11 protein-coding genes are annotated in these 17,793 nt (G+C 67.2%); 5 read left to right on the top strand and 6 right to left on the bottom strand.

The window, feature by feature from the left end:
- Positions 1-311: 311 nt before the first annotated feature.
- From HUV06_RS03560 to HUV06_RS03545, 4 genes are all read right to left on the bottom strand, one after another.
- Positions 312-1,421: a cyclopropane-fatty-acyl-phospholipid synthase family protein gene (locus tag HUV06_RS03560; protein ID WP_254600855.1), complete on the bottom strand. Its 1,110-nt coding sequence runs from the start codon at positions 1,419-1,421 to the stop codon at positions 312-314.
- A gap of 125 nt (positions 1,422-1,546) precedes the next feature.
- Entirely contained in the window at positions 1,547-1,957 is a 411-nt protein-coding gene (locus HUV06_RS03555; RefSeq protein WP_174299895.1) for a DUF2177 family protein, read from the bottom strand.
- Positions 1,958-1,980: 23 nt separating this feature from the next.
- Positions 1,981-3,006 carry a cyclopropane-fatty-acyl-phospholipid synthase family protein gene (locus HUV06_RS03550; RefSeq protein WP_174299894.1) on the bottom strand — a complete coding sequence of 342 codons (1,026 nt, stop codon included), beginning with the start codon at positions 3,004-3,006 and terminating at the stop codon, positions 1,981-1,983.
- The gene (locus HUV06_RS03545) at positions 3,003-3,803 is read right to left on the bottom strand and encodes a DUF1295 domain-containing protein (RefSeq protein ID WP_174299893.1); all 801 of its coding nucleotides are present in this window, start codon (positions 3,801-3,803) and stop codon (positions 3,003-3,005) included. Before HUV06_RS03545 ends, HUV06_RS03550 begins: the two co-directional genes overlap by 4 nt.
- Before the next feature lie 418 nt (positions 3,804-4,221).
- Here HUV06_RS03545 and HUV06_RS03540 point away from each other — a divergent pair, with 418 nt between their 5' ends.
- On the top strand, positions 4,222-5,592 hold the full coding sequence (locus HUV06_RS03540) for an NAD(P)/FAD-dependent oxidoreductase (RefSeq protein ID WP_174299892.1): 1,371 nt from the start codon (positions 4,222-4,224) through the stop codon (positions 5,590-5,592).
- Positions 5,589-6,386, top strand: a complete 798-nt coding sequence (locus HUV06_RS03535; RefSeq protein ID WP_174299891.1) for a DUF1365 domain-containing protein — start codon at positions 5,589-5,591, stop codon at positions 6,384-6,386. Before HUV06_RS03540 ends, HUV06_RS03535 begins: the two co-directional genes overlap by 4 nt.
- On the opposite strand, the gene HUV06_RS03530 is transcribed toward HUV06_RS03535, so the two are convergent.
- Positions 6,368-7,027: a DUF6134 family protein gene (locus HUV06_RS03530; RefSeq protein WP_174299890.1), complete on the bottom strand. Its 660-nt coding sequence runs from the start codon at positions 7,025-7,027 to the stop codon at positions 6,368-6,370. The genes HUV06_RS03535 and HUV06_RS03530 overlap by 19 nt on opposite strands.
- Complete coding sequence (locus HUV06_RS16585; protein ID WP_174299899.1) at positions 7,020-7,514, bottom strand: AraC family transcriptional regulator N-terminal domain-containing protein; 495 nt, start codon at positions 7,512-7,514, stop codon at positions 7,020-7,022. The genes HUV06_RS03530 and HUV06_RS16585 overlap by 8 nt, the downstream gene beginning before the upstream one ends.
- Positions 7,515-7,739: 225 nt before the next feature.
- Between HUV06_RS16585 and HUV06_RS03520 the strand changes: the two genes are divergently transcribed.
- The 3 genes from HUV06_RS03520 to HUV06_RS03510 all read left to right on the top strand — a co-directional run bounded on the left by HUV06_RS03520 (position 7,740) and on the right by HUV06_RS03510 (position 17,506).
- Positions 7,740-7,907, top strand: coding sequence for a hypothetical protein (locus tag HUV06_RS03520; RefSeq protein WP_174299889.1), 168 nt, complete (start codon positions 7,740-7,742; stop codon positions 7,905-7,907).
- A gap of 201 nt (positions 7,908-8,108) precedes the next feature.
- Positions 8,109-9,017: a ketopantoate reductase family protein gene (locus HUV06_RS03515; RefSeq protein ID WP_217433616.1), complete on the top strand. Its 909-nt coding sequence runs from the start codon at positions 8,109-8,111 to the stop codon at positions 9,015-9,017.
- Positions 9,018-9,460: 443 nt separating this feature from the next.
- On the top strand, positions 9,461-17,506 hold the full coding sequence (locus HUV06_RS03510; protein WP_174299888.1) for an AIDA repeat-containing protein: 8,046 nt from the start codon (positions 9,461-9,463) through the stop codon (positions 17,504-17,506).
- Positions 17,507-17,793: the final 287 nt, after the last annotated feature.

The raw sequence follows: 17,793 nt of genomic DNA, 5'->3' as shown, positions 1-17,793 counted from the left end.
TGAGCCCTCATCGACTCACGTTCCGCGCTCCTTGGGAATCCCTGCCGGGAGTCAGGGCTTCAGGCGGCTGGTATTACTTCCGAAACTGGGTAGGTCGGGTCGGCGATGAAGCGACGGGCTCCTGAGACCAGGCCAGGCGGACGGCTATGGCCCAGTTCGAGCCTTCGGCCCTCAGGTCGATGCCGTTTGGCCGTATCGAGTGAGCCGAGGACGGATGAGGCTCCACCCCTGAAGATCTCACAGGTCTGACCGACAGCCTGCGTTCCGATAATAATCCACCGTAGCAAAAGCCCAGCTGCCAAGTCCGAACTTTAGGCGGCCGACAAGCCCAACTGGATGACGTCGGTGCGGCCGGTGCGGAAGCCCGCTTCGCAATAGCCGAGATAGTAACGCCACAGCCGGTCGAAGCGCATGTCGAAGCCCTGGGCGTGCACCGCGCCAAGACGCTCGTCATAACGGCGCGCCCATTCAGTCAAAGTGTCGGCATAGTCCTGGCCAAAGCGGCGTAGGTCCGTCCAAGTGAGCCCCACGCGATCTGTCTCGTGGCGCAGGCGCCGGTTGCTCGGCAGCATGCCGCCTGGAAAGATATTTAGTTGAATAAAGTCCGGTCGACGACGATAGCCCTCGAAAAGGTCCTCGCGGATGGTGATCACCTGTAGCCCGGCGCGACCGCCCGGGGCCATCAGGGACGCCAGCTTGCGGAAATAGGTGGGCCAATAGGCCTCGCCCACCGCCTCGAGCATCTCGATGGAGGCGACGCGGTCGAACCGGCCATCCAGGTCACGATAATCGCAAAGCTTGATCGTTACCCGATCGTTCAGTCCCTGTTGCTGGATCATGTGGGCCGCGTGATCGTGTTGCGCCTTGGAAACCGTCACGGCGGTGACGCGAGCCTGATATTCGATGGCGGCGAAGCGGGCGAAGTCGCCCCAGCCACAGCCAATCTCCAATAGACTCTGGCCGGTCTGGAGGTTCATGGTTTGGGCGAGCGCCGCATGCTTGGCGCGCTGGCCAGCCACAAGGTCGTGCCGATCGTCCAAGAACAAAGCGGATGAGTAGTTCATGCCAGGGTCGAGCCACAGGCGATAGAAGTCGTCACCAAGGTCGTAGTGGGCCTGAATGTTGCGCCTGGAGCCGGACTTGCTGTTGCGGTTCAGGGCGTGGGCGGCCGCGTTGACCGCGCGCATCATCGGATTGCCGGCCAACAGACGCGTGATCCGGTCGAAGTTGGCGGAAAAAGCGGTGAGCAGCTTGGCGAGGTTGGGACTGTCCCACTCGCCGGCGACGTAGCTGTCTGCAAAGCCCACGTCACCGCCGCCCAGCACCCGGCGCACGAAGCGGCTGTCGTGGATGTCGAAGCCTACGTCCAGCCCGGGCTCGGCGCCCTCGATCCGGTGGACGGCCCCATCCGGGCCCGCCACCGTCAAGCTGCCCTCGGTCCAGCCGTGGCGCAGGCCCGCAACCATTGCGTTGACGGTGAACGCGGGTCGCGAGCGACGCGAGGCCGCAGAGACCCGATCGGGCCTAAACGTCAGGCTTGCCACGTTCAGCCCCGGTTTCTGGAAGCGGTGCGGGTGACCGCCACGCCAATCGCGGAGGCCGCGGCGCTGGCGAAGGCGCCCCAGATCATGTCCGCCACGCTGACCCTGGTGGACCAGGTCGCCATCACTGCCTGGCAGGTCAGATCGTAGGCGCCGTAGGCGACGAGGCCGAGCATCGCACCCGCGACGGCGGCTTTCATCCATCCCTTCTCGAAGTTAGGCGCCACGCAGAAGTAGATCAGGCCCACCACATAGAGCAGGTAGAACAGCACCGCCGGCGCAGCGCGAACCCTCCCGGCCAGCAGCGGCCCGATCTCGGGCTTGTAAAGAGTGGGACCAACCAGGGTGAGCCAGCCTCCGTCCAGCGTCAGGAAGATCATTCCCGTGACGACATAGGCGACGACAAGCCGTTGCATTGCCAATCTCCGCGACCGAGGATCTAGGCGACGGGCCGCAGGAGGTAGTGGCTGACGCCCCACTCCTGGCCGCCGGCATGGCCGAATAGACCGGCTGTCGCCAGGAAGAACAGCCGCCAGCGCCGAGCCCACAGCTTGGCGTCCTCACGATAGGCTTCGCGCAGAACCTCGCCGATCTCGCCGGCGTGGTCGTCGAAGTTCTTCAGCCAGTCGTTGGCGGTGCGGGCGTAATGTCCGCCGCTCCAACGCCAGTCCTGCTCCAGAATGAACAGGTCGCTGAATTGACGTACCAGCTCGTGGCTCGGCATCAGGCCACCGGTGAAGAAGTGCTGGGCGATCCAATCGGTCGGATCGTCGGCGTTGAAGCGATAGGCCGTGGTGCGATGACTGAATACGTGGAGGAAAAGCCGCCCCTCGGGCAGCAGCCAGACGTGAACCTTGGCCAGCAGGTCGCGCCAATTGGCCATGTGCTCGAACATCTCCACCGATACCACCCTGTCGAAGCGGCCTTCGGTGGTGAATTCGTTCATGTCAGCGGTGACGACCTGAAGATTGCCGATCCCGCGCGACTTCATTTGTCCGTCGATGAAGTCCTTTTGGGAAGCGGAGTTGGAGACGCTGGTTATCTTCGCGTTCGGGTAGACTTCAGCCATCCACAGGCTGAGCGAGCCCCAGCCGCAGCCGAGCTCCAGGATATGCTGACCATCCCTCAACTCGGCGTGAGCGACGGTATCGTGCAAGGCCAGGTCTTCGGCCTCACCCAGGGTCTCGCCGCCAGTAGGGTAGAGGCAGCTCGAATACTTCAGACGCGGTCCGAGCACCCGCTGGAAAAAGGCGGCGGGCAGCTCGTAATGCTGGTCATTGGCTGCTTTTGTGTGCTCCGCGATGGGGCGGGCCGCCATCTCCTTGGCGAAAGCGGCGTCGCCGTCGACCCCGGCGGCCAGGTTGCGCCTCGCGCCCTCCACCAGTATCCGCACGGCCACCCGGCGCAAGCTATCGGGCAGGGGCGCCCCCTCGAAGGCGGTGATGACGGAGGCGAGGGCGTTCATGAGTCCACCTTCGTCGCCGGCCGCGGGAGCAGGGGGCTGACCCTGGCCTGGTAGCGGCGGTAGGCCTCGCCTTTGGACCGCACCATCGCCGCCTCGAGGGGAGGTACGCCGGTTCCGTAGCGAAGGATGCCGAGCATCGTCACAGGAGCAGCAAAAGATAACCAGGTCCAAGGGTGCGCGGGGTTCAGCGCGATCACAGGATAGGCAAACCAGCCCAGCGCCTCGAAAAGGTAGTTGGGATGGCGTGACCAGGCCCACATGCCGGCGTCGCAGACCTTCCCCTCGTTGGCGGGGTCGGCCTTGAAGGCCTTCATTTCCCGGTCGGCCGCGCTCTCGCCCACGATGGCGGCGACGATGATCGCAATCCCTATCAGGTCCGCTATGCGGGAGGCTGGATGGGGGTCGCGGGCGGCGAACAGGACCGAGATGCTCAGAAGCGCGGTCGCCGGCGCCTGCACAATCAGCAGGAAGAACATGTTGCGCTGGAACACCTTGCCCCAGCCCTCGCGCAGGCCGGCATAGCGCGCGTCCTCAGGTCCCCGCGCCACCCGTAGAGCAACATAGGTACCGAGCCTGAGCGCCCAGACCGCCACCAGGATGGCAACCATGTCCTGGCGCCAGGTTGGTGCCCCATTCCCACCGAAGGGCGCCAGCGACGCCAGAGCGCAGCTCGTTCCGGTGCCATAGGTCCAGAACACGTCGGTCCAGCCGCCGTTGTTCATGGCTCGCTGGAAAGCCCACCCGGCGATCATCACCAAGGCCATGGCCGCCATGACGGCCGAGACGAGGGTGATCATGCCCACGTCTCCGGAAGCTCGTCGCCGCTGGCGTGGGCGCCGATGAAGCTGGTCATGTCGCGCAGCACAGGCGTGAGCAGGCGTGGCGACGGCGCCACCAGCAGCTCCTGACTCAGGCTCCTGTGCTCGCGCGTCTTAACAGGGCCGTCGGCGCCACACACCTTGGCGGCCAGGGGAACGGTGCTAGAGCAGGTTATCAACAGGCCCCCGACACCAGGCAACGCGCTCAGCCGGGACCAGACCGGCGCGCCTTCGCGCCCAGGCCTGACTGATCCAATTGCCTGCAACGGCTTCTCCCCCGGGTCCCGCCTGCATTTACGAGAGCGGACGGCGTCGGGATGAAGCTGCATCCGGCTTTCGCGTCACATCGTAGCTGAACATGGGCGCGGCTTTGTTCGCGAAGAGCTGAGAGACCGCAATGGCGCCTGTGCCCTCGTCGTGCGTCCGCAGACTGAAGGTCGCCGTCATCGGGTCCGGCATCTCCGGCCTGTCCTGCGCCTGGCTACTAGATCCTCGCCACGAGGTGACGCTGTACGAGGCCGAGCCGCGCCTAGGCGGCCATACCAACACCGTGGATGTCCCGGCGGCCGCTGGGTCTGTCGCAGCGTCTGTGGCGGTGGACACCGGCTTTATCGTTTACAACGAGGCGGCCTATCCGAATCTGACAGCCTTTTTTGCTCATCTTGGCGTGGCGACTCGGGCCACCGAGATGTCCTTCGGCGTGTCGCTGGATCACGGGGCGCTGGAATATGGCAGCGCTCATCCGCTGGCCTTGCTGGCCCAGCCCAGCAACGCGCTCAAGCCACGCTTCTGGTCGATGATGATGGACCTGGTCCGCTTCTACCGCGAGGCGCCAACCGCGCTGGCGGCCCTGCAGCTGCAGCCGGAGACGCTGGGCCAGTTGCTGGACCGTGGCGGCTACGGCCGCGCCTTCCAGGAAGACCACCTGCTGCCACAGGTGGGCGCCATCTGGTCGAGTTCGGCGGGCCAGGCGCGGGACTATCCGGCCGCGCCCCTGATCCGCTTCTTCGAAAACCATGGGCTGCTGAAGATAATGAACCGGCCCCAGTGGCGCTCGGTGACGGGCGGCTCCCATAGTTATGTGCAGGCGATCACCAGGGTCTTCTCCGGTCGCATTCGGCGAGGCGAGACGGTGCGGTCGGTGCGTCGAACGGCTGCGGGCGTACTGGTGCGCGACGCCGCGGGCCATGAGGCCCGCTACGACCACGTCGTGCTGGCCACACATGCCGACCAGGCGCTGCGTCTGCTCAGCGTCGCCACGCCCGATGAACGCAGGCTGCTCGGCGCGTTCCGCTATTCACAGAACGTAGCCGTCCTTCACACCGACATCAGCCAGATGCCCCGCCGTCGCGCCGCCTGGTCGGCCTGGAACCACGTCGGACTGCGCGATGAGCCGAACGGCTTCTGCGTCACGTATTGGATGAACGAGCTGCAAGGGCTGCCCAAGACCCGCGACGTGTTCGTGACGTTGAACCCACGCACTGAGCCCGACCCCGTCAAGGTGCTTGGCCGCTTCGACTATGAGCATCCCCTGTTCGATACCGCCAGCCTTGAAGCGCAACGCCAGCTCTGGTCGCTGCAGGGCGAGGGCTGCGTCTGGTTCTGTGGCGCCCACTTCGGGGCGGGCTTCCATGAAGATGGCTTGCAGTCGGGCTTGGCGGTGGCCGAGCAACTCGGCGGCGTGCGCCGTCCCTGGACCGTCCAGAGCGAGTCCGGCCGCATACACGTGACGCCTCTGCGTGAACGTTCCCAAGGCGTGGCGGCATGAGCAAGCTCCGGTCGGGCCTATACATCGGTCGCGTAGGCCACACGCGCCTGAGACCTCGCAGGCACGTTCTGACTTATGGCGTGTTCATGCTGTTGTTGGATCTGCGCGAGCTGACGGAACTGAACCGGCGGCTGCGCTGGTTTTCTCTTGGCCGGTTCAACCTGGTGAGTTTCGAGGAACGCGATCACGGCGACGGTTCGTCGACGCCGCTGGCGACGCAGGTCGAGCGTCACCTCGTCGCTGCCGGCATCGAGCCGGACGGCGGCGCGATCCGGCTGCTCTGCCTGCCGCGGGTGCTGGGCTACGTCTTCAATCCGCTCAGTCTCTATTTCTGCTACGGCAGGGACGGAAGCCTTGCCGCCATCCTGTATGAGGTCAGCTCCACGTTCGGCGAACGCCACACCTACCTGATCCCCGCCGATGGCGCCCTGGCCGAGGTCCGCCAGAGCGCCGCCAAGCGGCTGCACGTCTCGCCGTTCATGGACATGGCGCTAAGCTATGACTTCAAGGTCCTGTCGCCTGACGACAGGGTGCGGGTGATGATCGACACGTTTGACGCAGACGGTCTGTTGCTGTCCGCCGGGTTCGCGGGCTCGCGCCAGGAGCTCACCGATCGCTCTCTGATTGGCGCCTGCGCCACCCACCCGCTGCTGACGCTCAAGGTCATGGCGGCCATCCACTGGGAAGCGCTGAAAATCCTGCTGAAAGGGGTCCGCCTCCGCGGCGGCTTGCCGGCCCCGGCCGACCCGGTAAGCGTAGGCGTCAACCGCCCCCTTCAGACCGTACGGCGGTAGTCGATCAGCGAGCCGTCAGGCGCCTTCGCCTGCAGGGCGGTCCACACGCCTTCGCCATCATACCAGTCGGTGAGGTCCGCATCACCGGTGAGGGTGCAGCGGGTGGCGGGGATCTTGCGGCCGTCGGCGAGTTGCACCACGTCGCCCAGCGTGCGCGTCACCCGTTCGTGCGGCAGCTCGCCGTTCTGGGGGTTGATCACCGGGCCGCCGAGAACGGCGGCGTTCCAGTGCGTCAGCGGGCAGGCGCCGGGCGGAGCGTGCAGCACCTGCCCCTTGGAAGTGCTCACGGTGACGCTGTCCGCGCTCCGGACTGCGGTGACATGCACCTCAGACCCGTTTGTGGTCGTGTGACTTTCGAGCTGGACGAAGCGACCGGCACGCCAGAACTCCGATGCCTGGTGATGATAACGAAAGACCGGAACTGGCCCGATCTTGACCAGCAGCTCGGCGTCTGTGGCCACGGCGAAGTCCTTGCTGTCGCCCCGGAAGCTGACGGTATGCGTGCCGATCTGATGGCCCTTGCGCCAGACCTCGAAGGCGAGCGGGCGCCGGAAGGTCGTCGACTGGGCCAGCAATCGTGCGGGTTGCAGCAGGCAGAAGCCCGCCGCCAGGATCGTGCGGCGCTTCGCGACGTCAAACATCTTCCACCCAATTTTCGGTCTCGATTGCAGAATAACCGGCTGCGTGTCCAAAACGAAGGGACGGCTGAAGCGCGGCTCTCTTGTTCTGGAGCTTGCCTGCCTTGCACGGCTTAGCGAAGCAGGGGAGAGCGCATCGCCCATACGCGCCCGCTGAACCTCTCACCAGTAGTGAAGCATGGCCGGCGAGTGGTACGCACAACACACCCGGAAGTTGCAGTCTTGCTGACATCGTGCATGGAGCGGCATCCCGCATAGTCAGCAGCAGGTCGGCAATCACGCCGGGGTCGAGCCTCAGCTTCGTGCCAACGCAGGGCCGGGCGGGAGAGGCCTCAATCACCTGGCTGACGAAGGGCAGGCCGACCGTCGCCACGGCGCAGGTTCCGGTCGCGAAAGCGTGCGTCCGGCCAGCGAAGGAAAGACCCTCCGACCAAAGAGGACACTTGCCACGCGTTCCGGAGAGCGTAGCTTCAGACTCAGCGGCCGACAGAGCCGCAGGAGGACTTTTGGATGCTGAAGGCTATAGCTATCGCAACGCCGGTCTCGGCGGCCTTGTGGGCCGGACTGATAACCGCTGCCCTACGGGTCACCCGGGCAATCTGACGACGACGCCCATCTGGAACGCGATTTGCACGGCTGAAGTTCTATGGAGCTTCGGGGGGCTAAGTTGCTTTTCAGGTGGGGAGTTCGGTCGGCGCAGCGTCGCATAACGGCCATGTGTCCAATCACCGGGCACAACATCGACACACATGCCTCGATGACGCCGCGCCAGCTGGAAGCCCTGAAGTCGGGCTTGGTGGTTTGGTGCCCGCTCTGCAAGACGGTGCACCAGTTTAATCGCGAGGCGCTCGCCTTGGGAGGACTGGCGGCCGCAAAGGCTTGACCGTTCCCCATCCCATTCGGACTCTCGTGTCCGGCGGAGCTGTGGCCCGCCGATCTTCACGTCCGCCGTGTCGTTGGCTGTAGTGGCGGGTCATGGAAGGTCTCGCCCCCCATCCACGTTGAAGGCCGGCGGCGAGTCGGCTGCGGCCCCTGCCGTCGCTGATCGGTGGACGGTTTGGGCCGCCGCGCGTACCGCGATCTTATGACCGCCAGCTTCGTTCCCCCTTCCATACCGCTCCACCTCGCCGTCATCGGCGTGGGCCAGATCGGCAGCGCCTTGGCCTTCAACCTCACCCATCACGGCGGACATACTGTCACCGTAGTCGCACGCCCTGGCTCTCTCCGGCTTGATCAGCTGCGACGTGACGGTGCGATCGTGAGCGCCGCGGGCGAGCGGGCGCCGGTCCGGGTCCTCGACGCCCTGGATGAGCAGACGCCTTACGACCTCGTGATCGTGACGCTGCTCGCCCATCAGGTCGACACTGTGCTGCCGGCGCTCCGGCGCAGTGCGGCCGGCTGCGTGCAGTTCATGTTCAACACCTTTGAGCCCGAGCGTCTGGCGCAGGCGATCGGACCCGAGCGGTGCGGTCTGGGAATGCCGTTCATCCGGGCGCGGCTGGACAGAGACGGGCGCCTCGACGCCCACGTCGGCGGCGCGGGCCAGAAGACGATGAGGGACCGGCGGCGCTGGGTCGACCTGTTCGACGCGGCAGGGTTGCCGTCGGTGCTGGAGCTCGACATGCCGAGCTGGCTGCGCTCTCACGCGCCGCTCTGCGTCGCGTTCGAGAGCGTGTCGGTCGCGGGCATGCGCCGCGGCGGCGCCGCCTCCTGGGGCGAGGCCCGGGTCCTCGCGCAAGGGGTGAAAGGCGGCTTCGCACTGATCGAGTCTCTTGGCGGGACGGTCTATCCGCAGTCCAAGCGACGCATGCGACGATGGCCGACATCGACCCTAGCCGCGCTGCTCTGGGGCATGTCGCGTGTCCGCGCTTTCCGTGAGCTGCTGGCGACCGGCGGCCCGGAGGCGCAGGCGCTGGTCGATCGGATGGTTGAGGCGGCCTCAGTACGCCCCGACCTGGTCCCCACCCTCGCGGCGATGAAGCCAGCCCTCTGACCCTTTTCCGCCACCATCCAAAGGAAGGCGATGTCTGGCCAGATGACTTCGCCGAAGGTCCCCGCCCACGAATGGACAAGGTCAGGACGCCTGCCCGATCGATCTGCCAAGCTCAAGCTTGACGCCGTGACTATGTCTCCGCCCCAGCCTGGAGCTCACGTTTGACCTGCAGGACTAGTCCATTTGGATGATGTGCGGAGCCCTGAATTGCGGCAGACAACGCAAGGTCGGAGCGCGGGTGATCCGTAACTGCGACGCGCTTCAGGGCTGTAGGGACGAGTGGCGTATCGGGTGGCCTGCATAGGGTGTGCGCCAGGGTCGATGGAACTGATGCCTGTGCTTGCCCCTCGCGACTTCGGAGGGCGCCCGCCCGCCCATGACGGGGGGGCGGAGCGCCAACGGGATAGCGCCTCACCTGTGGCTCGACCTATCTGGAGCACCTCATGACCGCCTACTTCATATCGTCCGGCGTCACCTCCGATTACAACTTGTCGTCCGGAGACACGCTTAGGGTGCTTTCCGGGGGCGTGTCCTACGGCTCGGTCGATAACGGCGGGATCGAGTATGTCTCGTCCGGCGCGAAATCGCTGAGCGACGCCATCTATTCTGGCAGCATAGTGCTCTACAGCGGCGGCATCGCCAGCGACACCTATGTCGGTGAAGGAGCGAAACTCTACGGAGGCGGCGCGCTCTACGGCGAGGTCACTGATCAGGGCCTGGTCAGCAATGTGACGCTCTACGGCAGCATGAACGTCTATGGGCCCGGCGAGACCAGCCGCGTCACCGTAGGCGCCGGGGGCGTGCTGGTCGTCTCGGCGGGCGCCTCCAGCTATGCCGACACCGTGGTGAACAGCGGCCGGGAGTTTGTGTACGGCGGGGCCGTGGTCAGCGGCCTGACCGTCATGTCCGGCGGCTTCGTTGACCTCATCGCCGGCGCAGCCGCGAGCGGCGTCACCATCTCCAGCGGGGGCGTGGTCGATCTCGCCGCGGTGATCTCCAGCGGCGTCACCTACACGCTCCAGTCCAACGCCTTCGCCGCCACCAGCCTTGGAGGGGTGACGCTGAGGTCCGGCGCGGATCTCGTGCTGACCGATGCGACGGTGCAGTCGGGCGCGACCCTGAGCCTCGCCTCGGGCGCGGTCGTCAGCAGCGCCACCGTGCAGGCGGGCGGAACGCTGAGCGGAGCGGGCGTGGCGAACTATTGCGACGACTTCGGCACGGTCAACGGCATCGTCGTCAGCGACTTCAACTTCGGCGAACTCGACGTGGAGGCCGGCGGCATCGCGAACAGCGTCACCATGATCGGGTTCATGGACGTGCGCTCCGGCGGTCGCGCCAACGGGACGCTGCAGGCGTTCAGCGACATCCAGGTCGAGAGCGGCGGCCTGATCAGCGGCACGGTGCTGGGCAGTGGGACGTCCAAGGGCGGCTCCGTGGTCTACGGATCGGCGCTGGCCACCACCGTGGTCAACGGCAGCCAGGCCATCTATTCGGGCGGCTATGCGAGCGGCACGACGGTGTCGTCCGGCAGCGAGCAGGATGTGGAGTCCGGCGCCGTCGCGCTGGCCACCACCGTGCTGTCGGGCGGGACGGAAGTGGTTGCCTCCGGCGCCACCGTCTCGGGCGTCGATGTGAAGAGCGGCGCCCTGCTCGAACTGGCCGCCACCGTGATCAGCGGCTCGCCGCTGACGATCTCCAGCGGCTCCCTCACCGCCGCCGAGTCGATTGGTGGCGTGACCGCGGAGGCGGGCGCCACCCTGGAGCTGACCGGTGCGACCGTCTCCAGCGGGGGCGTGCTGTCGCTGGGCTCGGGCGTCACCGTCGGCGGCGTCAGCGTGCTGAGCGGCGGCGAGCTTTACGGACCCGGAGACCTGACCGACTACAGCCAGAGCGTCGATCTCGGAACGGTCAGCGGCGTGGCGCTCGGCGATCCTGCTCTGGGGAACGGCTATCTCACCGTGTCCTCGGGCGGCCTGGCCGATGCGGTCACGATCGTGCAGGGGTCCTTGAGCATCCTCGGCCAGGGTCTGGCGAGCGGCACGATCGTGAGCGGCGGTTCCGACCTCGTCTACGGCTCCGCGGTGTCCACGACGGTGCTTGGCGGCGAAGAAGCGGTCGAGAGCGGAGGGATCGCACGGGCGACGCGGGTCTCTCAGGGCGGGACTCAGGTCGTTGAGGACGGGGGTTTGGCGAGCCAGACGCAGGTCTTCTCCGGCGGTTCTGCGGTGTTCCAGGCGGGATCGACGGCCGCCGCCGTGACCGTCTACGCAGGGGGCACGGTGGAGCTGGACGCGGTGATCTCCAGCGGGACCTTCGTGCTGTCCGCCTCCCCGCTCGCCGCCGCCACGACCACTCTCGACGGTGTGACGGTGCGCTCAGGCGGCGCTCTCGACTTCACCGGCGCGACCGTGTCCAGCGGCGCGACCCTGTCGCTGGCCTCCGGCGTGGTGGTCAGTTCGGTTACGATCTCCTCGGGCGGCACACTCGACGGCCCGGGAGAACTGGCGGGCGGCACGTATCCGTTCAACACCGACTCCGGGACAGTCAGCGGCGTGACCATCGGCGACGCTTCACAGGGCGGAAACCTCTATGTCCGCTATGGAGCCGTGGCCGATGCGGTCACCGTCGCGAACGGCTACCTGGAGCTCGACGTGAACGCCTCCGCCACCGGCGCGGTGATCGACGGAGACGGGTCGGAGCTGTTCGTCCAGGCCGGCGCGGTGGCGAGCCGCACCGTTCTGGGCGAAGCCGGGGGGCCTGGCGCCTTCGACGAGGTCTACGGTTCGGCGATGCTGACGACCGTGTCGAGCGGCGCCATGGACATTGTCGAGTCCGGCGGCGTAGATCTCTCCGCGACCGTGTCGAACGGCGGCGTCCAGCTCGTGTCGAGCGGCGGCTTTGCGGGCCGCACGATCGTGCAGTCTGGCGGCCTGGAAATCCTGAACTCCGGCGCGACCGCCAGCAGCGTAATCGTGTCGAGCGGCGGCGAAATCCTGGACGCCGACGCAAGCGCCGTGGTGACCGTCTCAAGCGGCGGCTTGGCCGTGCTCGACGCGATCATTTCGTCGGGGACGAGCTTCACCCTGTCCGGCTCTCCCCTTGCGGCCGCGACCACCACCCTGGACGGCGTGAGAGTGTTGTCCGGCGGCGGGCTGGAGCTTCCCTCGGCGACCGTTCAAAGCGGGGGAACCCTCAGGCTAGCCGCAGGCGCGACGGCCAGCGGCGTGACCGTGCAGGCCGGCGGCTATCTGAGCGGGCCGGGCGTGCTCGGCGGCGGCTTCTCCGACGTCAGCCTGGATGCCGGCGTGGTGAGCGCTGTGACGCTCGGCGCAGGCGTGGCCACCGATTTCGGCGGCGCGGGCGAGCTCGATGTCGCGTCGGGCGGGATCGCCCACGCGGTGACCGTCGCGGATGGCCTTCTGATCGTGTCGTCCAGCGGATCGGCCAGCGCTACGCTGGTGCAGTCCGGAGCTGAGGTCGTTGTCGAGAGCGGGGGTGTGGCCAGCGTTACGCGGGTCTCCGCGGGCGGTCTGATGCGAGTGGCGTCCGGCGGTATCGCCAGTGGCTCTCTGGTCTACAGCGGCGGCGCGGTCGAGTTCGATGGCCGAACGGTTGCAGCGGGGACGACCGTAGTGGCTGGGCGGGTCGGCGCCGCAGTCACGTCCAGCGGCGTGAAGCTCTTTGGAGATGCCGTGGTCGACTACGCCGACCTCTCGGTCCTCAGCGGAGGAGTCCTTTCGCTTGGGCCCGGCGGAGTTGGAGACAGCATCGTTGTTGCGGCAGGAGGAACGGTATCGGGCGTCGGCGTGCTGGCTGGGGACAGTGCGGACGCCGGCCTGGTCTCAGGCGTCCTGCTCGAAGGCCAGCTCGCCGTCATGGGCAAGGCCGATACGCTCCAGGTCGGGAACTCGGCCGGCGACACGGGCGAACTCCTCGTTCAGTCCGGCGGGCTGACAAGCGGCGTCCTGCTGGTGGCAGGCGAGGTCTTGGTTGCCTCAGGCGGCGCTGAAAGCCGGACCAGGATCTCCAGCGGCGCGACGCTCGAAGTCTGGTCCGGTGGCAACGCCAACGGCTCGCTGATCTCCAGCGGCGGAACACAGATTGTCAGCGCCGGTGGCGTCGACAGCGGCAGCATCGTCTACGCCGGCGGCCTTGACGTGTTGTCCTCGGGTGCGATGGCGACCGCCGTCACCGTGTCCAGCGGCGCCACGGTGGACCTGACCGCCGTGGTGTCCTCCGGCCAGAGCATCAGCCTGGCTGCGCCCGATGGGGCCACGACCCTGAGCGGCGTCTCGGTGAGGGCCGGCGGCGCGCTGCGCGTCATGGGCGCGGAGGTGTCGAGCGGCGGTACGCTGACACTGGCGGCGGGCGCGGTGGTGTCCGGCTTCGTCCAGGTCGAGTCCGGCGGCGTGCTGAACGGGCCCGGCGAACTCGGCGGCGTCGGTTCCTCGATCTTCGACTACGGAACCGTCAGCGGCGTCAGTATCGGCGACCCCAACTCCGGCTTGCTCACATCCGGCTACGCCTTCCTGTATGTCATCGCCGGCGCGGTCGCCGACAACATCACCCTGAACGCGGGCCAGATCATCACCTACGACGGCGGCGGCGTGGTCAGCGGCGTCACCGTCGCGGGCGACTACGACGCCATCACCGTCAGCCGCGGCGGCGTCGTCAGCGCCGCCGTGCTGGGCTACGGCGGGGCGGTCGGCGACCGGGAGAACGTCTACGGCTCGGCCGTGGGCACGACCCTGTCCTCCGGAAGCTATCAGGCCGTGGACGGCGGAGGCGTCGCCGTCGGCACCATCATCTCTAGCGGGGCGCTGGAGGCGGTGGCGATCACCGCCGTCACCAGCAACACCACGGTGCTGTCCGGCGGGGCGTTGAACCTCAATCCCGGCGCCACCGCCGTGTCCGCGACGGTGTCGAGCGGCGGCTATTTCGAGGTCTTCTCCTCGGGCTTCACACTCAGCAGCGGGGCCACCCTCACCGCAGGGGCGGTTTCGGCCACCACCACCCTAAGCGGCGTGACGGTCCTGAGCGGCGGCGTCATAACCTACGACAGCGTCACGGTGGCGAGCGGCGCGACGCTGTCCTTCACCTCCAGCGCCACGGCCTACGACCTCACCTTGGATGCGGGGGGCGTCGTCGTCGGCTCGGTCGAACTGTTGGGCGATGCGGTCGATTACGGCGTGTTGTCGGCTCCGACCATCAGCTACTTCTCCGAGCTGGACGTGAAGTCTGGAGGCGTGGCGAACGGCGCCATGGTCAGTTCGGGCGCCTTTCTTGAGGTTTTCTCCGGCGGCTCGGCGAACGGCGCCGTCCTCTCCAGCGGCGCAGAGCAGTACATCTACAGCGGCGGCGTCGCCAGCTCAGCCCACCTTCTCGCCGGCGCCTTCGAGTTCATCGCCAGCGGCGCCGTGGCGACAGGGACGGTGGTGTCGAGGGGCGCCCGCCTGGATCTCGCCAGCGGCACGGTGAAGGCGAACACGGTGCTGGTCGACAGCGGGCAGTTCTCCGCCAATCAATCCGTCGGCAGCGGCATAGAGGTGCTGAGCGGCGGATCGGTGGATTATGAGGACTATACCATCGCCAGCGGCGGAGTCCTGTCGGTCACATCGAAGGGCGCCGCAGCAGGCCTGACCATATCCTCGGGCGGCGTCGTCTCCGGGGCCGGCGCGCTCATCGCCGAAGTCACCGACTTCGGCATGGTCAGCGGCGTCGACATCGGCACTCCCGGTTCAGGCACAACCCTCGCCGCGGTTCAGCGCAAGGGCGGGGCCGCTCCCGCCGTCTATGCCGGCCCTTTGAGCGGTTCCTTCGGATATCTGCAGATCGAATCTGGCGGTCTCGCCGATAACATCAACGTCGATCGCGAGGGCATTGTCGTCGTTTCGTCGGGAGGCATGCTGCGGAGTGCAACCGTCTCCGGCTTCCTCGACATCTACAGCGGCGGAGTCGACAGCGGATCGGTCATTCTCTCCGGCGCGGAACTCGATCTGCTTGGCGGAACCGCCGTCGGCACGACCGTGTCCAGCGGCGGCTACCTGTACCTCGCGCCTGTGGTCTCCAGCGGCCAGAGCCTCGTCGTGCCGGCTTCGTCGTTCGCCGGCCAGACGACCCTGGAGGGGGTCACCGTCAAGGCCGGCGGCCATCTCGAGGTCGCGAGCACAACGGTGCTCAGCGGCGGCCTGGTGTCGCTGACCTCCGGCGCGGTGACCGGTGGCGTGATCGTGTCTTCGGGCGGCTATCTCGCCGGGCCGGGAGAGGTGATCGGCAACGGATATGAGGCGGTGCTGGTCGACGACTTCGGCGTTGTCAGCGGAGTCACGGTGGCCAGCAGCGCCACCTTGCTGGTGGAGTCGGGTGGCGCCGCCGGCGGCGTGACGGTGCTGAGCGGATCGGCCGAGGTGGAGTCCGCCGGCTACGCCAGCGGAAGCGTGGTCGGCGGAGGCTCGACCCTGGCCGTGGAGTACGGCGGCGTGACCAGCGCCACCGTGCTCGGCGATGGCGGTGCAGGTTCCGCCAGCGTCTACGGTGACGACGACGGCGTCCTGATCCACGCCGGCGGGCAGGAGACGGTGGGATACGGCGGCGTCGCCAGCGGCGCGACCGTCTACGACGGCGGCGAGCAGGATGTCCAGGGCACGGCGAGCGCCACCACCGTACTGGCCGGCGGCGTTTTGTCGCTCAGCTATTACGGCGCCGCGTCGGGCTCGGTGGTGTCGAGCGGTGGCCAGGTCCATTTCGCCAATTATGGGACGGTGCAGAGCGGGGTGCTGTCGGACGGTCCGGTCACGGCCACCACGAGCTTCGACGGCGTCACCGTCTTGAGCGGCGGCCTCATCGACTATGACGGCCTGACCGTCGCAAGCGGCGCGACCCTGGTGATCGAGGCGGGCGGCGCCACCAGCTCGGTCTACAATTACGGCCTGGTCTCGGGCGCGGGCCTGCTCACGAACTCCGGCTATTCCTCCTCCTACAATGCCGGCACGATCGATGGAGTCACGCTGAACGGCTACCTGGACAACCGGGGCCTCACCAGCGGCCTGACCCTCGGTTCGGGTGGCGGCGAGACCATCGAGGTGGGCGCCAGCGAAAGCGGAACCGCCATCGACAGCGGGGCGTCGGAAAGCGTTTATGGCTCGGCCGTGGACGACGCTGTGTCCAACGGCGGCCGGCAATACGTCTTCAGCGGCGCAACGGCGAGCGGCGGGACCGTGCTGTCCGGCGGGCTGGAATATCTGTACCAGGGCGCCAAGACGGTCGCTCTGGCGGTCTCCAGCGGCGGCACGCTGGAGACGACCCTGGTCATCTCCAGCGGGCAGTCGGTCACGCTGTCCGGCGCCGGAGGAACGGGGGCCACCACCTTCGACGGTGTGACGCTGGAGGCCGGGGCGCTCCTTCAGATCGACAACGCCACGGTCCAGTCGGCTGGCGTGCTGGATCTCGCCTCGGGCGCGTCCGCAAGCTACGTCACGGTGTCCTCAGGCGGTGTGCTGTCCGGGGCCGGCGCGGTGGACGGCTATCTGAACGTGCTCTCGGGCGGGTCGGCGACGGGCGTGACCGTGGCCAGCGGCATCGACTATCTGGACAACGGCGCGACGCAGTCGGGCGTGACCGTGGGGAGCGGGGTGACGCTCGTCCTGAAGAGCTCCACCGTGACCAACGGCGCGTCGCTGACCGTCGGGACCGCCACCGCGACCACGCTCGTGAGCGGCGTCAGGCTGCTCAGTGGCGCCATCGACCAGGCGCAGGAGACCACCGTCCAGTCGGGCGGCTCGGTGACGGTCACCGCCGGCGGCCTGGCCTACATCCTGGACGCCCAGGCGGGAGCCACCCTGGTGGACAACGGCACGGTGGAGGAGGCCGGCGACACGGTGGCGGGAACGCTGTCGGGCGACGGCGTGCTTAGCGAAGGTCAAGGCGGCGTCCTGGTGGTTTCCGCCGCCGCGTCGGGCTTCACGGGCTTGGGGTCCCTGGTGGACGGTACGCTGGAACTCGCAGCCCGCGGCGGTCTCGGCGCCGGCGCCGTCTACTTCCAGGGTGCTACCTACAACGGCGTCGGACTTGGAGAGACGCTGCAGATCGACGCGGCGGCGACCCCGGCCAACAAGGGGATCTTCGCCAACACAATCCAGAACTTCTCAGGGTCGGCGGAGACCCTAGACCTGCGCGCTGTCGCCTACACCTCGGGCGCGACAGCGACCCTCGCGGGAAGCCTGCTCACCCTGGTCGACGGCGCCAAGACCCTGCACTTCAACCTCTCGGGGAATGCGGCGTCCATGTTCTTGGTTGCATCGGACGGGCAGGGCGGGACTGACATCACGCCGCACGCCGCCCTCAACACCAACGCAGCGCTCGTCCAGTCGATGGCAGGTTTCCAGAGCAGCGCCGCCACACCGTCGATCGGCGCCACTGCATCAACTGCAGCCGCAATGGCCTCGCTGGAGGGAGCCATGCTCGCCAACGCTCCAACGAGGCACTTCTGACATCCGGCGCCTTGATGCAACGAAGTTGAATAGACGCGAGTCCCCCACGCGTTCTAGGGCCTGCCGCAATTCACTTTACACGTTTGTGGTGCAAGTTGCCGCGCGAACTTCAGCTAAAATTGGCTCGAGCTTGTCCCAGCATTTGTGCGGCCTAGGCGCTGCTTGCGTCCGAAGTGCGGCAGCCGAGACCAGCTCAGCGCGAAGCTTTGGAGGCAACTCGTCGACTGTCGGTTTCGACACAGAGACAATCGGCCACAGCGGCTCGTTCAGCAAGGACGGTGACTTGG

The sequence above is a fragment of the Caulobacter sp. S45 genome (genome assembly GCF_903642205.1).
Lineage (GTDB): Bacteria > Pseudomonadota > Alphaproteobacteria > Caulobacterales > Caulobacteraceae > CAHJWH01.
This window is presented reverse-complemented; position numbering and strand designations above follow the sequence as displayed.

Coding starts and splice junctions, on each gene's coding strand:
- HUV06_RS03510 (WP_174299888.1), top strand. CDS start 9,461: ATGACCGCCTACTTCATATCGTCCGGCGTCACCTCCGATTACAACTTG.
- HUV06_RS03520 (WP_174299889.1), top strand. CDS start 7,740: ATGTGTCCAATCACCGGGCACAACATCGACACACATGCCTCGATGACG.
- HUV06_RS03535 (WP_174299891.1), top strand. CDS start 5,589: ATGAGCAAGCTCCGGTCGGGCCTATACATCGGTCGCGTAGGCCACACG.
- HUV06_RS03545 (WP_174299893.1), bottom strand. CDS start 3,803: ATGATCACCCTCGTCTCGGCCGTCATGGCGGCCATGGCCTTGGTGATG.
- HUV06_RS03515 (WP_217433616.1), top strand. CDS start 8,109: ATGACCGCCAGCTTCGTTCCCCCTTCCATACCGCTCCACCTCGCCGTC.
- HUV06_RS03555 (WP_174299895.1), bottom strand. CDS start 1,957: ATGCAACGGCTTGTCGTCGCCTATGTCGTCACGGGAATGATCTTCCTG.
- HUV06_RS03550 (WP_174299894.1), bottom strand. CDS start 3,006: ATGAACGCCCTCGCCTCCGTCATCACCGCCTTCGAGGGGGCGCCCCTG.
- HUV06_RS03540 (WP_174299892.1), top strand. CDS start 4,222: ATGGCGCCTGTGCCCTCGTCGTGCGTCCGCAGACTGAAGGTCGCCGTC.
- HUV06_RS03530 (WP_174299890.1), bottom strand. CDS start 7,027: ATGTTTGACGTCGCGAAGCGCCGCACGATCCTGGCGGCGGGCTTCTGC.